Source organism: Embleya sp. NPDC001921 (assembly GCF_053594475.1).
Window position 1 is genome coordinate 33,574 of the sequence record NZ_JBSFEO010000021.1, and the last position, 20,361, is coordinate 53,934.

Annotated in this window: 16 protein-coding genes; 10 read left to right on the plus strand and 6 right to left on the minus strand. The window is 66.9% G+C overall.

Translation table 11 applies throughout. The annotated features are described in order from the left end of the window. Positions 1–31: 31 nt before the first annotated feature. Complete coding sequence (locus ACWCPW_RS24230) at positions 32–1,330, plus strand: hypothetical protein (protein ID WP_449763697.1); 1,299 nt, start codon at positions 32–34, stop codon at positions 1,328–1,330. Here ACWCPW_RS24230 and ACWCPW_RS24235 read toward each other — a convergent pair. From ACWCPW_RS24235 to ACWCPW_RS24245, 3 genes are all read right to left on the minus strand, one after another. Next, positions 1,327–2,349, minus strand: a complete 1,023-nt coding sequence (locus ACWCPW_RS24235; RefSeq protein ID WP_449763698.1) for an NAD-dependent epimerase/dehydratase family protein — start codon at positions 2,347–2,349, stop codon at positions 1,327–1,329. The two genes, ACWCPW_RS24230 and ACWCPW_RS24235, sit on opposite strands and share 4 nt — an antisense overlap. A 537-nt stretch (positions 2,350–2,886) precedes the next feature. Beyond that, the gene (locus ACWCPW_RS24240) at positions 2,887–4,338 is read right to left on the minus strand and encodes a restriction endonuclease (RefSeq protein WP_449763699.1); all 1,452 of its coding nucleotides are present in this window, start codon (positions 4,336–4,338) and stop codon (positions 2,887–2,889) included. Positions 4,339–4,390: 52 nt separating this feature from the next. Then, positions 4,391–6,004, minus strand: a complete 1,614-nt coding sequence (locus tag ACWCPW_RS24245; protein ID WP_449763700.1) for an HNH endonuclease — start codon at positions 6,002–6,004, stop codon at positions 4,391–4,393. A 311-nt stretch (positions 6,005–6,315) separates the two neighbouring features. Here ACWCPW_RS24245 and ACWCPW_RS24250 point away from each other — a divergent pair, with 311 nt between their 5' ends. The 7 genes from ACWCPW_RS24250 (at position 6,316) to ACWCPW_RS24280 (ending at position 15,330) form a co-directional block, all read left to right on the plus strand. Continuing rightward, positions 6,316–7,038 (plus strand): hypothetical protein, encoded by a 723-nt coding sequence (locus ACWCPW_RS24250; RefSeq protein ID WP_449763701.1) that lies wholly within the window; start codon positions 6,316–6,318, stop codon positions 7,036–7,038. A gap of 933 nt (positions 7,039–7,971) precedes the next feature. Further along, positions 7,972–9,276 (plus strand): ABC transporter substrate-binding protein, encoded by a 1,305-nt coding sequence (locus ACWCPW_RS24255; RefSeq protein ID WP_449763702.1) that lies wholly within the window; start codon positions 7,972–7,974, stop codon positions 9,274–9,276. A gap of 328 nt (positions 9,277–9,604) precedes the next feature. Continuing rightward, the gene (locus ACWCPW_RS24260; protein ID WP_449763703.1) at positions 9,605–10,654 is read left to right on the plus strand and encodes a carbohydrate ABC transporter permease; all 1,050 of its coding nucleotides are present in this window, start codon (positions 9,605–9,607) and stop codon (positions 10,652–10,654) included. 70 nt (positions 10,655–10,724) lie between these two features. Then, the gene (locus tag ACWCPW_RS24265; RefSeq protein WP_449763704.1) at positions 10,725–11,594 is read left to right on the plus strand and encodes a carbohydrate ABC transporter permease; all 870 of its coding nucleotides are present in this window, start codon (positions 10,725–10,727) and stop codon (positions 11,592–11,594) included. Between the two features lie 62 nt (positions 11,595–11,656). Beyond that, positions 11,657–13,162, plus strand: a complete 1,506-nt coding sequence (locus ACWCPW_RS24270; RefSeq protein WP_449763705.1) for a glycoside hydrolase family 1 protein — start codon at positions 11,657–11,659, stop codon at positions 13,160–13,162. Then, positions 13,149–14,177: a LacI family DNA-binding transcriptional regulator gene (locus ACWCPW_RS24275; RefSeq protein ID WP_449763706.1), complete on the plus strand. Its 1,029-nt coding sequence runs from the start codon at positions 13,149–13,151 to the stop codon at positions 14,175–14,177. The genes ACWCPW_RS24270 and ACWCPW_RS24275 overlap by 14 nt, the downstream gene beginning before the upstream one ends. A gap of 523 nt (positions 14,178–14,700) precedes the next feature. Next, entirely contained in the window at positions 14,701–15,330 is a 630-nt protein-coding gene (locus tag ACWCPW_RS24280) for a DedA family protein (protein ID WP_449763707.1), read from the plus strand. Between the two features lie 101 nt (positions 15,331–15,431). Here the strand turns inward: ACWCPW_RS24280 and ACWCPW_RS24285 are convergent, their stop codons facing one another. From ACWCPW_RS24285 to ACWCPW_RS24295, 3 genes are all read right to left on the minus strand, one after another. Then, positions 15,432–16,124, minus strand: coding sequence for a DUF305 domain-containing protein (locus tag ACWCPW_RS24285; RefSeq protein ID WP_449763708.1), 693 nt, complete (start codon positions 16,122–16,124; stop codon positions 15,432–15,434). Continuing rightward, a complete protein-coding gene (locus ACWCPW_RS24290) occupies positions 16,121–16,843 on the minus strand; it encodes a DUF3105 domain-containing protein (protein WP_449763709.1) in 723 nt (240 codons plus the stop codon). The genes ACWCPW_RS24285 and ACWCPW_RS24290 overlap by 4 nt, the downstream gene beginning before the upstream one ends. Positions 16,844–16,904: 61 nt before the next feature. Further along, positions 16,905–17,315, minus strand: coding sequence for a hypothetical protein (locus ACWCPW_RS24295; protein ID WP_449763710.1), 411 nt, complete (start codon positions 17,313–17,315; stop codon positions 16,905–16,907). Positions 17,316–17,565: 250 nt separating this feature from the next. Between ACWCPW_RS24295 and thrS the strand changes: the two genes are divergently transcribed. Together thrS and ACWCPW_RS24305 are read left to right on the plus strand one after the other, a co-directional pair. Next, positions 17,566–19,545, plus strand: coding sequence for a threonine--tRNA ligase (gene thrS / locus ACWCPW_RS24300; RefSeq protein ID WP_449763711.1), 1,980 nt, complete (start codon positions 17,566–17,568; stop codon positions 19,543–19,545). A 79-nt stretch (positions 19,546–19,624) separates the two neighbouring features. Then, complete coding sequence (locus ACWCPW_RS24305; RefSeq protein ID WP_395872018.1) at positions 19,625–20,185, plus strand: HIT family protein; 561 nt, start codon at positions 19,625–19,627, stop codon at positions 20,183–20,185. Positions 20,186–20,361: the final 176 nt, after the last annotated feature.

A 20,361-nucleotide genomic window follows, 5' to 3' on the forward strand; every position in this document is an offset into this window, starting at 1 on the left:
GACACGTGAGCCCGGGGGAAGGCGCAGCCCTATGCAGGCAGTGGACACATGGACGGGTGCCAGGGCTGACTCGCTACGTGAGGCCCTGCGCTTAACCAACGAAGGGTTCGCGGCACACCTCGGCATCGCCATCCGTACGGTGGCGAAGTGGAGGGCTCAGCCGGACGTCGTTCCCAAAGCGTGGGTTCAACAACTCCTGGACACCGCCCTACAGCAAGCCAGTAATGCCGATCAGGAACGATTCACGGTCCTTGTTTCGCCTGCGCCTCCAGCCCGGATGAAACCGGTAATCGAGAACTTGACTGCCCCTCCCGAAGAGGTCTTCATGACGGCCGCAATGGAGGTCACCAACGGCATGGCAATGTGTTCAACGAAGCTCGGTAGCGACGCAATAGAACTGCTCCACAGTCAAATGACTCTCGTCGCGCGCCAATACTCGGATCGTCCGCCGATGTCGGTGTTTGCGCAGGCGCGCCGATTGCGCCAAACGGCAGAACAAATGGCAGAGCGTACTCGGCGGCCAGGAGAGCTTGCCGACGTCTACCTGGTAGTCAGCGGCTCGACTGCCCTCATGGCCTCAATCGCGTTCGATCTTGGGCACTGGCCCGCATCAGCCCACATGGCCAAGGCCGCGACGTCCTACGCCGAGCTTGCCGACCACAGGGCGCTGATGGCGTGGACTCTTGGCCTTCAGGGCACCCTCGCCTTCTGGCGTGACGACCTGGTCGAGTCGGAGTTCTTGCTTCAGCGCGGGCTCGACTGCGCACCGCCAGGTCGTCACCGGTTCCGCCTGCGGTACATCGCGTCCCGCACGTACGCGCTCCGGGACGACGCTGCCTCGACGGCGCGTGTCCTGGCGGAGGCTGAAGACGATCGTCAGGGTCCGACCCACGTGCCGGATCCGCTGATGGACAACATCCAGGGCGAATTTGCCTTTGACGACGCACGCGCCGCCGCGTGCGCGGGTGCGGCCTGGCTGCAACTCGGCAACGGTGAACAAGCCGAGCGCTACACGAACACGGCCCTTGATCTCTACTTGGCCGAGCCCGAGCAACAGCGGCCGTTCTCGCCGCTGAACGGAGCGCGCATCGACACCGCGGCGGCGCGCCTCCTGCAAGGCGAGCTTGACGGCGCGCAGGAGGTGCTGAGCCCCGTCTTCATGCTGAGTCCGTCGCACCGCAACACGGCGTTGACCGGTCGCCTGGACAAGGTGCGGGGGATGCTCAACGAGAGGCGATGGGAGCCCTACCCGGAGGCGCGTCGGCTCTCCGGAGCAGTCACCGAATGGCTTGCTGAGAACGCCACCGCGCCCCTACCGCATGCCGATTAGACCCGGAGTCCGGATGCCGCGAGCAGGGATCGTTCCCGGACTTCACTCAGTCCGATTTCGGCGGACCGCTCGTTGACGAGTGGGGCCCCGGACGCCTTGAGCCACTCCCACGTGTCGGCAACGGTCGCCGCGAGGGGGCGGCAGGCAAATCCTGCTGCGGCTGCCCGCGAACCGTCTACGCGCCAGACGCCGTCCATCGTTCGCCACAGCGGGAGTTCGGACCACTGACGCACCCCTGCGCGCAGGAGTAGATCGTCATCCACCCATCGCAACGTCGCGTTGCTCGCGGTGGCATGAGCGCAGGCTGCCAGCAGGTCGCCGAACGTGTCCCGATCCATTGGCGCCGTCAGGTTGAAGGCGCCGGTCAGACTGCGGTCCAGACAACGCACCACGAAGTCTCCGACGTCCCTGACGTCGACAGGCTGAATTCCCCGGTCCGGCTTGCCGGGCGCCACGACGACACCGCCAGCAGCAACCCGTCGCAGCCACCACGGCAGCCGCCCTACGGTTTCGCGCGGTCCCAGAACGACGCCGGGCCGGAGTACAACGGTGTGTGCGGCGCCGAACGTCTGCTGTGCGGCTGCCTCGCATCCCGCCTTCTGGTATCCGTATTTCGTTGGCCCGTCCTCGACATCCACGCCGTAATCGGGGCCCGCGTCCGGGGGACAGGGGAGCAGGGGTGACGCCTCGCTCAGCGCGGTTGCTGGCCACTCCTCGTACACGCTCACCGTGGACATGAAGACGTAACGACCTGCCGCGGGGTGCAGGCATAGGGCAGTGTCGAGAACGTTCCGTGGGATGTAGCCGGATGTATCGATGACCGCGTCCCAAGGGCCGTGCGTGACCAGTCGCTCCAAGTCCGATGCCTTGTACCGGTCGCCCCGCACGACATGAACACCAGGTACGTCATCATCCGTCACGCCGCGGTTGAAGGTCGTCACCGTCCAGCCTCGTTCAAGGGCCGCGACGACTACGGCACGGCCGACGAAAGCTGTCCCACCGAGAACAAGAACGCGCATGGCTCAATCATCTCCAGCCGCGCCCCATCAGTGGTAGTTACGAGGCGTAGCCCGCCGGTGGTCCAAGCCCGGGGCCGGTGTCCCGAGGCGGCACAGAGCCGTGAGAACTGTCGGACTCGTCGTGTGAAATAGCCAAGGGACGTTTCGTTTGGCAGCTTCGAAGGAGACAACATGGTCGTGTTCGACGACTTAGGTCGTCCACTCGGTGCCAGCTTCATCGTCGAACCTACGCCGGGACACACGGAGCCTGGAGCTTTGCCTGGTACTGCCACCACGACTCCCGTGCCCTCCAGGTAGGCCAAGTTCGCGACACATCGAACCGCGCCTGTACCTCGGACTCGGACAGACGCACGCGCGCAGCGGCCGGGGCGTCGAGTTCGTGCCGCAACACATCGGCAATGGTGAGATACGTACCGCGTGGAGTGGCGCCGCTCACCCACTCCTCCATCGTTCGGTTCGAAACGCGATCGTGGCCCTAATATTACCGTCCGACAACAACTCGAAGAATCGCACACAAACCACCGCCGATCCTTCTAATCAGGGTTGGCCGACGGCGCGCACCACGTCGCGAAACTGCTTGACAATTTCAGGATGTTTGCGTAGCCGCTGTTCGATTTCAAGCCTTCCCCACCAGCCCGTAAAGTAATCACCTCGGGATCTCATCTCATCCAAAAGGTCGATCGCCGAGGCCGCCAGCTGCGTTGAGACTGCCATGAAATACCCATCTGCCTTATACATATAGAGTGTATCCAGAACCCCCTGGCCCAGATCACCCCTCCCTACGCTCTTCTGTCTTACCTTGCACTGAACAATAATCTTCCTTTCTCGTCTCGGAACTCGATCTTCCGTACCGACTTCACCCGAAGGTACCGGCGTTGCCCATCGTGCGATCAGGTCACGCCCGCCATCGCGTTCTCTAGTCGCGCCAACGGTCCGGACTTCGGCAACCCCAGGTTCCAGGCAAATCAATTCGTAGATCAACTGCTCGAAGCGCGCTCCGTCGATTTTGGCTTCCCATTCGAATCCACTGGGAGGAAAAAGTCGAGCCTGCTCGCGTTTGTTCCTCTCCAGTAGCACCGCGCGCTCGCTCTTGAACTCGTCGATCCCATATCTACCAACGAGGGCCACAACACCATTTCCGCGCGTGAATACCGAAATATTCTCCATTGGAATGCCTGCCATCGAACCGTTGGCGTGAGGCTCGTCCGACTCCCTGTACCCCATACCGTCCAGGATGCTGTGAGCAAGCAGAACATCCTCGCGGGGAATAAAATTGCTGATCTCTTGATCCGTATAGAGAAGACCGTTTACGGCCAAAAATGAATCTTCACCGTCAGGCAAGAACCCTCTGATGGCTTCTGCAAGGCCACTCGATTCGACGACCGAAATTTGCTCATCAGCTGTTCTGTAGTAGTACCAGTTCGTGCTCAACCTGCGACCGTACACATCTTCGTCAGACGCAAATTCGGGACCGATGGCATTGGCCACACGATCTGCCCATCCGCGTACGTCTGCATTGTCGAAGAGCAAGTCACGAGAAGGCGTCTCAGGGTGCCAGAACGTATATTTTTCATAAGCATTCTGCTCAAACATTGCACAGTACATCAATGTATGCCAAACTGACTCCTTCCCTTCCTTGTTGTTTCGCAGAAAATATCCGGATGATTGGCCAAGCATCAGATATCGTCCGTACAGTTCGCCGGGCACTTCGGCGGCAGGGTGTTCGATCGGAATGAACTGGCATGATGCAGCTTTGATTCGGCGCATGAATGCGCCGATCAGCCAGGAGAATACGTCATTCAGATCAGTGCGATCCTGATTCCAAAAACGCGGGGCTTGACACCCCAGGCACATGAACGTTCGTCCATCCGCTGCTTCTTCAAATAGAATAGAAATCGGCGAACAGATACGACCAACTCTGATCAGCCCACGACGTTCGTGGACTGGATAGCCGAACGCCTCAGCGGCTTCGGTGATTACATCCCGCACTCTGAATTCCTTGGTTCGATGACATAGGACTAGTTCAACTATTTATGCAGAATCATTTCAGATCTGATGCTTCTTGGTCAGGTCGCGTTTCGGCCAAATGGTCCGCGTGGCGTCGTCGCGCAATGTGGAGCAGTTTCGCTGCGAGCTTGTGTCGATTGACGCCTCGGGTTTTCAGGGCGTGGCAGTTGGGGCAGAGCGCGATCATGACTTCGGGGATGTCCCGGCCGCCGCGGGCGAGGTCGTGGACGTGGTCGACCTCCAGGATGGGTTGGCCTGCCGTGGTGAGTTCGGTGGAGTGGCCGAGGCAGTGGGGGTTTTCGCAGGCTCCGGCGCTGCGTTCGATCACGGCCTGGCGGGCGAAGCCGTTGCGGGCCCGCCTGACGACCGCCCGCACGACGGTGCTTCCGATCCGGTCGTCTGCTCCCTCGGTGGCTCTTTGGTTGAGCAGTGAGTAGGCGTTCGTGGTGCTGCTTTCGGAAGTGCGAAGCCGTTCGTTGACGGCGTCTTCGAGGGACGACGTGGCAAGGAGCTGGTGGATCTCAGGCGGCCATGATTCGGGGTCGTCGGAGGGGACCGGTCGCAGCAGCCAGGAATCGCCGCTTTGGCGGGCGCCCGATGTGCCCGTGGACGGTTGCGCGCAACGCCCGACGACGACTGCCCGGGTCGCGAAGTCCCATCCTCCCGCCCCGTCAGGGTGGCTCACGCGGATGGGGCGGGTTGTGGCACGGGCGCGTTCGAGTGCCAGGTCCGTTGCGGCGTCGGGGGCGGTGTATCCGACGAGGTCGGTTTCGGGGATCGGTCCGTCATCGTTGGGGCCGCCGGGTTCGTAACGCAGGTCTAGGCCCTCGTCTTCGGTGCCTTCTGTGACGCCCGGCCCGAGTGGGGCGGGGGCCGTGTCGGGGAGTGCCCGATCGGAGCGGGCCCACTCCAGGAGTCCGGGCGGTACGGGATCGGGGAACTTCGCCAGTACGAGCGCGATTGCGGCGGCGAGGACGCGGGGGTCCTTCGTGAGCAACGTGTGGTCCTCTGTGGGGAAGCCCATCATCGGGTCGGACCGGTTCAGCTCTCCCAGCGTCGGACGCTGTGACGCCGTCAGGTGCTCGGTGCCGTCCACCTCCCACAGGCCGTCGTTGCGCAGGGCCCAGACCGGATACAGCGCCTGGGCGTTCGCATCGCGAGCGTTGCCGAACTTCTTGCCGACGACGGTGAGAGCCCCGCGCACGACGGTCCACGGCTGTCGGGGGTCTGGGTTCAGGCGGACCTGTTTCAGTGCCCACAGCAGCATCAAGGGGCGGTGCAGCGCGGTTCGGTCCGCGAACCTCTGCGGAGAAACCGCCTTCACGCGCGCCAGGAACTCCGCCCCGGCTGCGGAGTGTTCGGTATGCCGATCGATCACCACGAACCCCAGACGCTCCATGACGGCGTTTGCTGCCGCGTGCCCCCCGCTGAACCGGTCGTTAGTCAAGGGCCCCCGCTCCGGGAACTGATATCCGTACGCGGCTCCGACCAGCGCCTTGACGTCGTAGAGAGATCCTTCGTGGTCGACGAAGTAGCGGGTCGACCGACCGTACCTGTACCGCGCCAAGAACGCGTCTCGCCCGATCTCGTCGAACTCGTCGATGGCACGTAGCACCGCGCCCGGTTCCGTCAGATCCCTGAGCACCACAGTCCCTCCCGGCTCCGAGGCAGATACAACTCGACGCTCGCCAGGCTAAGGCCGAGTACCGACATGGCGCGGCCCGTCCCACGATGGGGTGTTCATGAACCGCCGAGACACCCGCGGCGCGCCTCGAATCGTTCGTCCGCCCGCTGTGGTTACGGGTCGATAACTTTCAGTACCGGCTTGCCGGGATCCCGTGTTTTGTTGCGGGGGTGCTGAGAGGCGTTAGCCCAGGTCAAAGCCTCGGAATTCTTGTTCCAAGGTGCTGGGGTGGCCCAGCTGGCGCAAGCGTCCTGTGCCGGGCCACGCTTCCTCACATGCCAAGGAAGAAGCCCCCGCTGCGGTATGCCACACCACAAGTGCCCCTCAACGAAAAGCAGTTGCAGTACATCGCCAGCGAACTGTGTGGCACAGCCCTCGTAGAGGCGTCCGAGGTGACCCCGGACCTCGCTGAAGAGGCGCACACCGACTACTGGGTGCTCACCGGGAAGTGCGGCCTGGTGCCTACACCGGAAGGGTGGGGGCTGCTCCACTGCACCGTGTTGGACAAGGCGCGCGGACGGCGTCGCCGGATTACCCTCGCGACCGAGGATCTGACCTACCATCGCTCGTTCTTCGCGGCCTGCCGGGCGAAGAACCGGACCACCTCGACCGACCTCGCAATGGTCCGCTACCCGTACTGGCGTTGGGGCTGGCCTGGACCGCCCGGCCAGAGCGGCAGTTGGCCGGACGGTAACTCGATTGTGTGGCGGCCTACCCATCGCGACGCCGCTTTCCAGCCCGGCGATCCGGATGATCGCCACCTGCACGGCGTGCTGTGCGCCAGCGGCAGCGAACCCCGCCACGTGTACTTGGACTTCAGGGCCGGTGCCAGCCAAAAGTATGGGAAGTGGCTGATTCTTACAGACGGTCCATCTCCCGGTTTCTCGGTGGTGATCGTTCCCGACGCGAACATTCAACTGCTCGTCCCGCCTGAGGCCGCGGTCATGCCGGGCTGGCCCGTGCCGCCGCCTGAGGGCCCGTGCTCACGCTGCGACTAACCGAAGGATCGTACGTGTACGAACTCGGCTACCCCCAAGCCGCTATGGCCGTACTGACCGTGCCAGCCCTGATCTGGTACGGGCGTCAGGTGCGGCGCGTCACAGTCGCCGCCCGTGCGCGGCTGCACCGGATCCGTGCCGGAGTGCGCAACCGCATTCACCGACAGGTGCTGTCTCTGCTACGCGACGCCCAGCCCCAAGCGAACGGCGATGCTCTGGAAGTCCCTCTCCGGCCTCCGGTTGACCCCGGCTGAACAAAGGTCGAATTCCGAGGCGGAGCCATGGGTGCCGCTTGCGATACCGCAGCAAAGTACAGCAGCTGCAGCGACTCTACGCCCCCGCCAGAGACCCGACATGGCGTCTGACCTGCGTTGCAGCCTTCAGCGACCTCAATGCGGGTAGTTCACACCGAAGAGGTCACTGGTTCGATCCCAGTATCGCCCACACAGGTCAGAGCCCCGGATCACGAAAATGATCCGGGGCTTTGTCGCGTTCAGAGCAGCTTCGTGAACCTCGTGACGGCCTGCGGATCACTCGGCGGTGCCGCCGAGGCCGGCCAGGGCATAGCGGTGCCGGGGGTTCAGGAGTTTGAGGTGGGGTGTGGGTTGTCGGGGTGGCGTGTTCAGGGGTTGAAGTATTGACAGGGGTGCTTGGGGAGGACAGGCTCCTGTGCACGTCGTGAGAGCGCTCTCACAGTTCAGGTTTCGGCGCTCCGATACCGCGTGACTTGTGCTGCCCGTGATTCGTTCCGCCGCACCGCCGCACCGCCGCACCGCCGCACCGCCGCACCGCCGCACCGCCGCACCGCCGCACCGCCGCACCGCCGCACCGCCGCACCGCCGCACCGCGCTCCAGGGGGTTGGTGCTTCTTGCCGTGGCGTGGTGGTGGGGGCGGGATCTTGCTTTCGGATGCACGATTTCAGGAGGTCATTCATGCGTACGCGCTTTGTTCGTGGTCGGGTCAGGGCGGTCGCGGCGGTGTGTGCCGTGCTGTTGGTCGGGGGTGGGCTCGCCGGGTGTGGGGACGGCGGGGGGTCCGGCTCGGGGGACGGCAAAGTCACCCTGAATGTCGGGCTGTTCGGCACGTTCGGCTTCGAGGAGGCCGGCCTGTACGCCGAGTACCAGCAGACGCACCCGGGCATCAAGATCGTTCAGCACGACACCGAGAAGGAGGAGGACTACTGGCGTACCGTGCAGACCCGGCTCGCCGGTGGGGGTGGGATCGACGACATTCAAGGCATCGAGGTCGGGCGGATCGCCGACGTCGTGAAGAACCAGGCCGACAAGTGGGTGGATCTGAACTCGCTGGGCCTGTCCGCCGGCAACGCCCAGTACCTGCCGTGGAAGAGCAAGGCGGCGACCACCGCCGACGGGAAGGTGTTGGGGGCCGGGACCGATACCGGGCCGATGGCGATCTGCTATCGCAGCGACCTGTTCAAGGCGGCCGGACTGCCCACCGATCGGGACGAGTTGGCACGACGCTGGTCGACGTGGGAGGGATACGTCGAACTGGGACGGCAGTTCCAGGCGAACGCCCCGAAGAAGACGCATTACCTCGACAGTGTGACCGGGTTGTACAACGCGATCATCGGACAGCAGCAGGAGTCCTACTACGATCAGGCCGGCAAGCCGATCTACGACACCAACCCGACCGTGAAGCACGCGTGGGACCTGGCCACCCAGGCTGCCGACGGCAAACTGTCCGCAACGTTGCAGCAGTTCCAGAGCGACTGGAACCAGGCGTTCGCGGCCGACGGCTTCGCATCGCTCTCGTGCCCGGCGTGGATGATCGGGTACATCAAGACGCAGGCCGGTGACGCGGGCAAGGGCAAGTGGGATGTCGCTCCCGGCCCCGGTGGTACCGGCAACTGGGGTGGCTCGTACCTCGCCATACCCAAGGGCGGCAAGCACCACAAGGAAGCCGCGGAACTGGTCGCCTGGCTCACCGCGCCCGAGCAGCAGACCAAGATGTTCCAGAAGCAGGGGAACTTCCCATCCAAGACCGGCGCGATCGAAAGCGTCAAGGCGACCACGGATCCCTACTTCAACAATGCGCCGATCGGCGCGATCTTCAGCACGGCCGCGGAGCGGATGCCCGTGCAGGTCACCGGAGTTCGGCACAACGACATCAAGGAGAACATCACCACCGCGCTGACTTCCGTGGAGGCACAGGGAGTCAAGCCGGACGATGCGTGGAAGCAGGCGCGCGACGCGGTCAAGAACGCCCTCGCGAGCTGACGGCGACCACCCGCACCCGCATCCGCACCGGCGCCCGACAGCCGGCTACGGACTACGGAGCCGTGCCGGGCACGCCGTTCGGCGCCGCGCCGGCCACGGCCCGCCGGCGCCCGCGCGGGGTACCGAATCCCGCATCAGGCCCCGGCCCGCAGCAGGGCCCGCGCACCAAGGTCCGCGCCGGCAGCAGGGTGCCCGGTCACCGTGACGCCGTATGGGACCCATCCTCCGGGTCCGCCCCCTTCGGTGGCCCGACCGTCCCTCCTCGGTCGGGTCACCCCCGCGCCCGTTCCCCACGCCCGCCCACCTCACCCGGCCCGGAGTGATCCCGATGGCGGCACCACCCCCCGCTCGTGAAGCCCGATCCCGACTTCGACCCGGACCCCGATCCCGACCCGAGCCCCCATCCGGGCTCCGGCCCGATTCCCGCTCCCAGCCGCCCACTTCCGTCCTGACGGTCCGTCAAATGTGGCGACGGCGCGCCAACACCGCGTCGCCCTACGCCTTCGTCGCGCCCTTCTTCGTCCTCTTCATCGCCTTCGGGCTGTTCCCGCTCCTCTACACGGGCTACATCTCGCTGCACCGCGTTCGCCTGCAGAACCCGGACGAGATGACCTGGCTCGGTCTGGGGAACTACACCAACCTCTGGCACGACCGGTTCTTCTGGAAGGCGCTGCGCAACACCTTCACCATCGGCGTGATCTCGACCGTGCCGCAACTGTGCATGGCGCTCGGCCTGGCGCATCTGCTCAACCGGCGGCTGCGCGGGCGGACCTTCTTCCGGGTTGCGATCCTGATGCCCTACGCGACGTCCGTCGCCGCCGCGACGCTGGTGTTCGGTGGCCTGTTCGGGCGCGACTACGGCATGGTCAACTGGTTCCTCGGCCTGTTCGGCGTCGACAACGTCGACTGGTACAACGGCACTTGGACGTCGCAGATCGCCATCTCGACCATCGTCACCTGGCGTTGGGTCGGCTACAACACGCTGATCTATCTCGCCGCGATGCAGGCCATTCCGCACGATCGCTACGAGGCCGCCGCGCTGGACGGGGCGAGGTCCTGGCACCAGTTCCGACACGTGACCCTGCCCGGACTGCGGCCGACGATCGTGTTCACCGTCGTGGTCTCGACGATCGGCGCGATGCAGATCTTCGCCGAGCCCTTGCTGCTTCAGGGCGGACCGATCGGTGTACGCGGTGGGGCCTCCCACCAGTACCAGACCATCGGGCTCTACATGTACGAGACCGGGTGGAGCAACTACGCGCTCGGCAAGGCATCCGCGATCGCGTGGACCACGTTCCTGATCATTCTTCTCGTCATCGGGGTCAACGCGCTTGTCGCCAGGAGCGGTTCGCGCCGGGAAACCCGGGAGGGCCGCTGAGATGGCAGGCACAACAGGTGTACCCGTAGCCCCGCCGCACCCCACCGACCGGCAGTCCGACGGTCCATCGATGCCGGCACCGCGGACGGGGCGAGGCCGTACTCGCCGATCCAAGCACTCCCGTCAACTCCACGGCGGGCCCCTCGTATACGTGATCCTGGTCTTCGCGACCCTGCTTTCGGTGTTCCCCTTCTACTGGTCGATCGTCGCCGCCACGCGCAGCAACGCCGACATCAACCACGTGCCGCCGCCGCTCACGCCGGGTGGCAACCTGTTCTCCAACTTCGACAAGGCGCTCGACGAGGCCGACATCGTCCAGGCGTTGATCAACTCGACGATCGTGTCGGCCACCGTCGCCGCGGGCACCGTGCTGTGCTCGACGCTGGCCGGATTCGCCTTCGCCAAGCTGCGGTTTCGCGGGCGCGGCATCCTGCTCGGGATCACGGTCGCGACGATGATGATCCCGCCGCAACTCGGGCTGATTCCGCTGTTCATGATCATGGCGAAGTTGCAATGGGTGAACCAGTTGCAAGCCGTCATTCTGCCCACGCTGGTCACCGCGTTCGGCGTGTTCTTCATGCGGCAGTACCTGCTGGAGGCGCTGCCCGACGAACTGATCGAGGCCGGCCGGGTGGACGGCGCGTCCTACGCGCGGATCTTCTGGTCGATCGTCGTGCCGATCGCCCGCCCGGCGATGGCGGTGCTCGGCCTGCTCACCTTCATGACCACGTGGAACGACTTCTTCTGGCCGATCATCGCGTTGTCGTCGAGCAATCCGACCGTGCAGGTCGCGATCAACTCGCTCGGCGGGGGTTACGTGCACGACCAGTCGATCATCCTCGCCGGAACGTTGCTGGGAACGCTGCCCGTCCTGGTGGTCTTCGGCCTGCTCGGCCGGCAGATCGTCGGCGGCATCATGCAGGGCGCGGTCAAGGGCTGACCACAGCCGACGCCATCGAGGCCATCGAGCCGACGAAGCCATCGAGGAAAGGAATTCCCATCATGACCGACCACGCCCTGACCGCCCGACCGGCACTGTCGACCCGCCATGACGGCGGCTTTCCACCCGGATTCGTCTGGGGCGCCGCCACCGCCGCCTATCAGATCGAGGGGGCCGCGGCCGAGGACGGTCGAGCGCCGTCCATCTGGGACACCTTCAGCCGGGTCCCCGGCCGGGTACACGCCGGCGACACCGGCGATGTGGCCACCGACCACTATCACCGCTATCGCGAGGACGTCGCCCTGATGGCCGAACTCGGCCTGGGCGCCTATCGGTTCTCCATCGCCTGGGCTCGGGTCCTGCCCACCGGGAGTGGCCCGGCCAACGCGGCCGGGCTGGACTTCTACGACCGGCTCGTGGACGAACTCCTCGCGCACGGGGTGGATCCGTACGCGACGCTCTATCACTGGGACCTGCCCCAGGCGCTCCAGGACGCGGGCGGGTGGGGTGCGCGGGACACCTCGGCCCGATTCGCCGAGTACGCGCGGCTGGTGGCGGCGCGGCTCGGTGACCGAGTGCGCGACTGGACCACGCTCAACGAGCCCTGGTGCTCCGCGTTCCTGGGATACGGATCGGGCGTACACGCACCGGGGTTGACCGACCAGGAGTTGTCCCTGCGCGCGAACCATCACCTGCTGCTCGCGCACGGGCTCGGCGTCGGAGCGTTGCGGGCCGAACTCCCGACCGGGCATCGGATCGGGATCACCCTCAACCCGGCGGCGGTACGGCCCCTTTCGGACCGGCCGGTGGACCTGGACGCCGCGCGTCGGGTGGACGGCTTGGCCAACCGGATCCAGGTCGGCCCGCTGCTGCGCGGCGAGTATCCGGCGGACGTGCTCCGCGACACCGCCTCGGTGACCGACTGGGCGTTCGTCCGGGACGGCGATCTCGACGAGATCGCCCGGCCGATCGACATGCTCGGGGTGAACTACTACACGCCGCTGCTGGTGGGCGGAGCCGAGGACGGTCTCGCCGACGCCGGCCGAGCCGGCGCGCCTCGGGACGACGGACACGGAGCGAGTGCGTATTCGCCGTGGCCCGCGTGCGCGGACGTGCGGTTCGCTCAGGTGCCGGGGGAGCGTACGGCGATGGGCTGGGGGATCGACCCCGGTGGGCTGTACGAGGTGCTGACCCGGTTGCGGGCCGAGGCGCCGGGGCTGCCGCTGATGGTGACCGAGAACGGCGCGGCGTACGAGGACCGGATGGACGCGACGGGCGCGATCGAGGACGTCGAACGCACGGCTTACATCGCGGCGCACGTCGCGGCGGTGGGCCGGGCGATCGACGACGGGGTGGATGTTCGGGGCTACTTCGTGTGGTCCCTGTTGGACAATTTCGAGTGGGCGTACGGATACGCGAAGCGCTTCGGCATCGTGCACGTGGACTTCGCGACCGGTCGGCGTACACCCAAGCGCAGCGCACGCTGGTACGCGGCGGTGATCGCCGACAATCGGGTGCTCGGGGCGGATCCGGCCTCGGACGGAATGGGGAGCATTGACCAGGACTGACGGTCGGAGCAAGGCCGCCTCGGCGGCCGAGCCGCCGACCCTGGAGACGGTGGCGGCGGTGGCCGGGGTGTCCCGCGCCACTGTCTCCAGGGTGATCAACAGCTCGCCCAAGGTCAGCCCGCGGGTGCGTGAGGTGGTCGAGGCGGCGATCGCGCGGACCGGGTACGTGCCCAACCGCGCGGCTCGCACGCTGGTCACTCGGCGCACCGACTCGGTGGCGCTGGTCGTCCAGGAGCCGGAGACGCGGTTGTTCGGCGATCCGTACCTGTCGGCGATCGTGCGTTCGGTGGGTACGGAACTGGCGGATACGGACCATCAGTTGGTGCTCATGATGGTGCGCACCATCGAGCAGCAGGATCGGTTGGAGCGGTACCTGCGCGGCGGGCACGTGGATGGGGCGCTGCTGGTGTCGCTGCACGGCGACGACTCGCTGGCGGGTCGGTTGCACGGTGCCGGGATGCCGGTGGTGGTGGGCGGGCGGCCGTTGGGGCCGGACGCCGACTTCGTCTATGTCGACGCGGACAATGTGGGCGGTGCGCGTGCCGCGATCGAGCATTTGAGCGTGCGGGGGCGGCGGCGGATCGCGACCATTGCCGGACCGCAGGACATGTGTGCGGGGGTGGACCGGCTGCGCGGCTACCTGGACGCGGTACCGGGGCGCCCGCTCGTGGCGCATGGCGACTTCAGTCGGGCGGGCGGGGCGGCGGCGATGCGCACGCTGTTGGCGGAGGATCCGGACCTGGACGCGGTGTTCGCGGCGTCGGACCTGATGGCGGTCGGGGCGATGGCGGTGTTGGCCGAGGCGGGTCGGCGAATCCCGGAGGACGTGGCGGTCGTCGGGTTCGATGACGCGGACGTCGCGGGGTGGGCGGAACCTGCGCTGACCACGGTTCGGCAACACGTCGCGAAGCAAGGGCGGTTGATGACGCGGCTGTTGCTGGATCGGATCGGGGGCGGTGTGGGCGCGGCATCCGTGGTGTTGCCGACGACGTTGGTTGAGCGGTGCTCCTCGTGAAGCGTCGCGGGTGGGTTGGCCTCATGTGCCGGCCGGGCTGGTTTGGCCTCAAGCGCCGGCCGGGCTGGGTGGTTTCTTGGCTGGGCTTGGGTGTTGGTGGGCTTGGGTTGGCCTCAAGCGCCGGCCGGGCTGGTTTGGCCTCAAGCGCCGGCCGGGCTGGGTGGTTTCTTGGCTGGGCTTGGGTGTTGGTGGGCTTGGGGTGGCCTCAAACGCCGGCCGGGCTGGTTTGGTCTCGAGCGCCGGCCGGGCTGGTTTGGTCTCGAGCGCCGGCCGGGGTGATTTGGGCTTGAGTGCCGGCCGGGGTGTGGGCCGAATGTGTGGTGTCGATGTCGGGAAGTCGACACGGTGATGGGTGGGATTTTCGGTCGGATGGGCTCTGAGATGGGTGTTTTTCGGGCCGTATCACTTCACGTGAGCGGTGGTGACCAGGACCCGATGTTCCGCCGGATGGGGGATCGCGCGATGATCTCCCGGTGACCGATACCTGTCTACCGATCCGCTGCGCGTGCACGGGGGTACACCAGTGACCGGCGCCGGGACCGGACTGCTGTTCTCTCCCTGGCTTTGGCTGGCGATGCCGCTGATCGTTTCGATCGACGCCGTGCTTCCGATCGTGCCCGGCGACGAACTCGTGATGGCCGCCGCGGCGGTCGCGGACGGTGACCTCCGGTACATCGTCCTGGTACTGCTGACCGCCGGGGTCGGCGCGTTCATCGGGGATCAGTGCGCCTACGCGGTGGGCCGCGCACGGCTGCGTCGCGGGGGCGACGCCGTGCTGGGGCCGCGCCGGCAGAAGGCGATGGATCTGGCCCGCAACGCGCTGGCCAAGGGCGGGATGTCCGCACTGATCGCGGCCCGCTTCCTGCCCGGCGGGCGGACCGCGGTGAACATGCTCGCCGGCCGACTGGGCTACCCGCGACCGCAGTTCCGCGCGGCGACCCTGGTCGGGGCGACCATCTCGGTGTCGTACGCGATGACGGTCGGCACGCTGGCCGGGCGCATCGTGCAGGACAGCCCGTTGTTCGTGGCCCTCGGCGGGATGGCCCTGGGCGCCTCCGTACCGCTGATCGTGGGCGTGCCGGCACGTGTCGTGCGCGAGGTCCGCCGTCGGCGCCACGCCGGCGAGCCGACCGCCGCCACCGTCGAGGTCTGACAGCACGGCGCAACGAGCGACAGTGGGGCGCGGGATCACCATCGATCCCGCGCCCCACTCGTCTCGGGGCCGGTTCGCCCGCCCCGAGCGATCCGCCTCGACTACCCGGCCCCGCGCTCCGTCAGCATCGAGCGCATCAGGTCGATCTCCGAGCTCTGGCCCACCACCATCGTGTTCGCCAGATCCCGGACCTGCTGCACCTGCGCGCGGGTCTGACCCTCGCGGGCCATCGCCACACCCGCCTCGTGGTGCGCGATCATCAACTGGAGGAACATCACCTCGGCGTCCTTGCCGTGCAACGTCGCCAGCCGGTCCAACTGCGCCTGCGTGGCCATACCCGGCATCAACTGGGTGTCCGCCCCGGCCGCCGGCGTACCGTGCCCCGAGTGGTTCGGCATCGAGCCCGGCGTCATCCACTGCATGACCGGCCGGGTCGAACCGAGCGTCAGGCCCCACATCTGGAGCCAGGACGCCATCCGGCCGATCTGCTCCTGCTGGGTCAGCGCGATGTCGTACGCCAGTTTGCGCGTCGCGTCGTCCTGCGTCAGGTCGCGGATCATCATCGCCATCTGCACGGCCTGCGCGTGGTGCGTACGCATGTCACGCGCGAACCCGGCGTCGACGGAGTCGTCGGCGGGCGGGTTCGGCACGGCGGCCGGCGCCGGACCGAGCGACCGGGTGGGCGCGGTCGCCGCGGCCGGCTTGTTCGAGTCGTCCGACGAACACGCGGCCAGCGCCGGCACCGCGAGCAGACCGGTCGCGACGATCATCGCGACCCGTGCTCGGGGCCTCACGAGGTCGGCTTCCCGACCCCACCCGTGCACGGCGAGCCGGGCTCCGGGGTCTGCTTGCCTTCCTTGTACTGCTTGATGAACTGGTCCAGGCGCGGGTCGCTCGCGTTGTCCAGCTTGAGCTGCAGACCCCACGCCGAGGCGACGACCGGCTTGTCCAGGCCCTCGAACGGGCTCAGCATCATGTACGTCTTGCCCTTGACCTTGGACTTCAGGATCTCGAGCTGGTCCGCGGGCAGGTTGGACTGGTAGGTGAGCCACACGGTGCCGTGCTCGAGCGAGTGCACACCGTTGCGGTTCGGTATCGGCGAGTCGTAGATCCCGCAGTTCTGCCAGACCGGGTCGTGCTCGCCGCCGACCGGCGGGCTCTGCTTGTAGGTGATGTCCTTGGGCTTGGCGATGTGCCCCTGCGACGCCGTGTACGCGCTAACCCCGACGATGTCGCTCTTGGTGTTCGGGTCCGGCTTGACGTCGGCGATGACGTTCGAGGCGCTCGACTTGTCGTCGCCGTCGTCGTTGGAGGACATGACCACGGCGGTCAGTCCCGCCACCAGGGCGATGACCGCGATGCCCGAGGCGGTGAAGATGATCGCCGAGCGGCGCTTGGCGGCCTTGCGCTCCTGCTCGCGCTGAGCGGCCACCCGCTCACGGGTCGCCGCCATCCGGGCGGACCGCTGCGCCTTGCTCTGCTTCTTCGAGGTGTTGGGGGACTGTTGCCCCATGGCTCCGCCTTATTCCGATTCCGGATTCGTTTGTGGACCGTGCGAGGGTGTGCCGCGCGGATCACGTACGACTGACGCAGAGCACCGTCAGATCGGGGGCGTCCTTGGCGGGCGTCGGCGCGAGCGCGATACCGAGGGCGTCCGGTTCGGCCAACCACGGCGGGAGCATCGAACTGGGCGCGGGCGCGACCACCGGCGGCAGCGGCGGAACGGTGGCCGGCACGCACGCGTGCGTGCGGTCGCCGCACCGCCCCGAGCCGTCGCCCTGGTCGTCCGGACCGCCGTTGTCCCGGTCCTGGTGCGCGGTGTGGTGGAACGGGCACACCGTCGGGATCGTGGCGGTCGAGGGCACCGACTCGGCGTGGATCGGGAACGCGCTGCCGAGCAGCGCGGCGCACGCCAGAGCAGCCCCGGCCAACAGCCGGATCACCGGCCGCAGCGGGACTGCCAGCGAGGCCATCCGTTGCGTCACGGGCCCTATTGTCACCTGAACGAGTGACCCTGTGGGAAGTCGGGGCACGATCTTTCGTCGTCGTGACTGGGCCGTGACTGTGCAGGTGTCTCCACCGGCGGCCACGCCGACGCGCGTCGGGTCCGGGGCGCGGCCCGCCCGGGGTCGGGAAACCGAGGCAAGGTTCCCGCTCCCGGCTCGATAGCATCGGTGTGCGAGCGATACCGGCTCGCCTTGCAGCACACGCCAACCACACGTCAGGAGACGAACGGTGTCCGAAGCCCGAGTGACCATCAGCCGCGACCCGGACCGGGACGAGCGGGTGGTGACCACGGGCACTACGGCTGCCGACCTCTTCGAAGGCGACCGCTCGGTGGTCGCCGCGCGCGTGGCCGGCCGGCTCGTGGACCTGGCGTACGTCGTGGTCGACGGCGACGAGATCGAACCGGTCGAGATCGGCTCCGAGGACGGCCTGAACATCCTGCGCCATTCGGCCGCGCACGTGATGGCCCAGGCGGTCCAGGAACTGTTCCCCGAGGCCAAGCTCGGCATCGGTCCGCCGATCAAGGACGGCTTCTACTACGACTTCGACGTCGAGACGCCGTTCCACCCGGACGATCTCAAGCGCATCGAGAAGAAGATGCAGGAGATCATCAAGCAGGGGCAGCGCTTCGCCCGCCGGGTCACCACCGACGAGGACGCGCGCGCCGAGCTGGCCGACGAGCCGTACAAGCTGGAGCTGATCGGGCTCAAGGGCTCCGCCGCCGAGGCCGCCGAGGGCGCCTCCGCCGAGGTCGGCGCCGGCGAGCTGACCATCTACGACAACCTGAACGCGAAGACCGGCGAACTGTGCTGGAAGGACCTCTGCCGAGGCCCGCACCTGCCCACCACCCGCAACATCCCCGCGTTCAAGCTGATGCGCTCCGCCGCCGCCTACTGGCGCGGCAGCGAGAAGAACAAGCAGCTCCAGCGCATCTACGGCACCGCGTGGCCGAGCAAGGACGAGCTCAAGGCCTACACGACCTTCCTCGAGGAGGCCGAGAAGCGCGACCACCGCAAGCTCGGCGCCGAGCTGGACCTGTTCTCCATCCCCGAGGAGATCGGCTCGGGCCTGGCCGTCTTCCACCCCAAGGGCGGCATCATCCGCCGCACGATGGAGGACTACTCGCGGCGCCGGCACGAGGAGGCGGGCTACGAGTTCGTCTACACGCCGCACGCGACCAAGGGCAAGCTCTTCGAGCTGTCCGGCCACCTGGACTGGTACGCCGACGGCATGTACCCGCCGATGGAGCTGGACGAGGGCCAGAGCTACTACCTCAAGCCGATGAACTGCCCGATGCACAACCTGATCTACCGGGCCCGGGGACGCTCGTACCGCGAGTTCCCGCTGCGGCTGTTCGAGTTCGGCACGGTCTACCGCTACGAGAAGTCGGGCGTCGTACACGGGCTGACCCGCGCGCGCGGCTTCACCCAGGACGACGCGCACATCTACTGCACGCGCGAGCAGATGGCGGACGAGCTGGACTCGCTGCTGACCTTCGTGCTGAACCTGCTGCGCGACTACGGGCTCGACGACTTCTACCTGGAGCTGTCCACCAGGAACCCGGAGAAGTCGATCGGCACCGAGGAGAACTGGACCGAGGCCACCGAGACGCTGCGCCAGGCCGCGCAGAAGCAGGGCCTCGAACTCGTCGACGACCCGGGCGGCGCCGCGTTCTACGGCCCGAAGATCTCGGTCCAGACCAAGGACGCGATCGGGCGGACCTGGCAGATGTCGACCATCCAGGTCGACTTCAACCTGCCGGAGCGCTTCGACCTGGAATACACCGCCTCCGACGGCACCCGGCAGCAGCCGGTGATGATCCACCGCGCGCTGTTCGGCTCGATCGAGCGCTTCTTCGCGGTCCTGCTGGAGCACTACGCCGGCAAGATGCCGCCGTGGCTCGCGCCGGTGCAGGTGGTCGGCATCCCGATCACCGAGGAGCACGTGCCCTACCTCGAAGAGGTCGCGGCCAAGCTCAAGGCGCACGGCATCCGGGTCGAGATCGACGACTCGGCGGACCGCATGCAGAAGAAGATCAGGAACGCGAACAAATTCAAGATCCCGTACATGCTCCTGGCGGGCGACGAGGACGTGCAGGCCGGCGCGGTGAGCTTCCGCTACCGCAGCGGCGAGCAGAACAACGGCGTCCCGGTCGACGACGCGGTGGCCGAGATCGTCAAGGCCGTCCAGGACCGCATCCAGATCTGACCTGGTGTCACCGACCGCGACCCGGGACCGTGCGACAGCGCGCGGTCACCGGGTCGCGGCCCATCCCGACCCACGGCATATGCTTCCTGGCATGACGAGCGAGCCCGAGATCCAGGATGGGGTTGGGGGGCCGGATGCCTTTGCCCGGCTGTGGACTCCCCATCGGATGGCGTACATCAAGGGTGAGAACAAGCCGTCGGGGCCGACCCCCGACGACGGGTGCCCGTTCTGCCGGATTCCGGCGCTGAGCGATGTCGACGGGCTCGTCGTCGCGCGGGGTGAGCAGGTCTACGCGGTGCTGAACCTGTACCCGTACAACGGTGGTCACCTGATGGTGGTGCCCTATCGGCACGTCGCCGACTACACCGACCTGGACGACGCGGAGACCATCGAACTCGCCCGGTTCACCAAGCTCGCGATGGCCACGCTGCGCAAGGTGTCCGGCGCGCAGGGGTTCAACATCGGGATGAATCAGGGCCACGTCGCCGGGGCCGGGATCGCCGCGCACCTGCACCAGCACCTGGTGCCGCGCTGGGGCGGGGACACCAACTTCATGCCCGTGGTCGGGCACACCAAGGTGCTGCCGCAACTGCTCGCGGACACCCGCGAGATGTTGGCCGCCGCCTGGCCGGTCGACTGACCGGGTCGGTCGGCGTTCCGGGGGCGTGGACCCGCCGCGGGCGCGGTGGGCGTGCCCGACCCCGGTGGGCGGGGTCGGTCCGGTGGCAGGATCCAAGCGGCTGTTGTCAAGGAGAAGAGCTTTGAGCGCACGACCGGTTCTCGTGTACGACGGCGACTGCGGTTTTTGTACCCGGT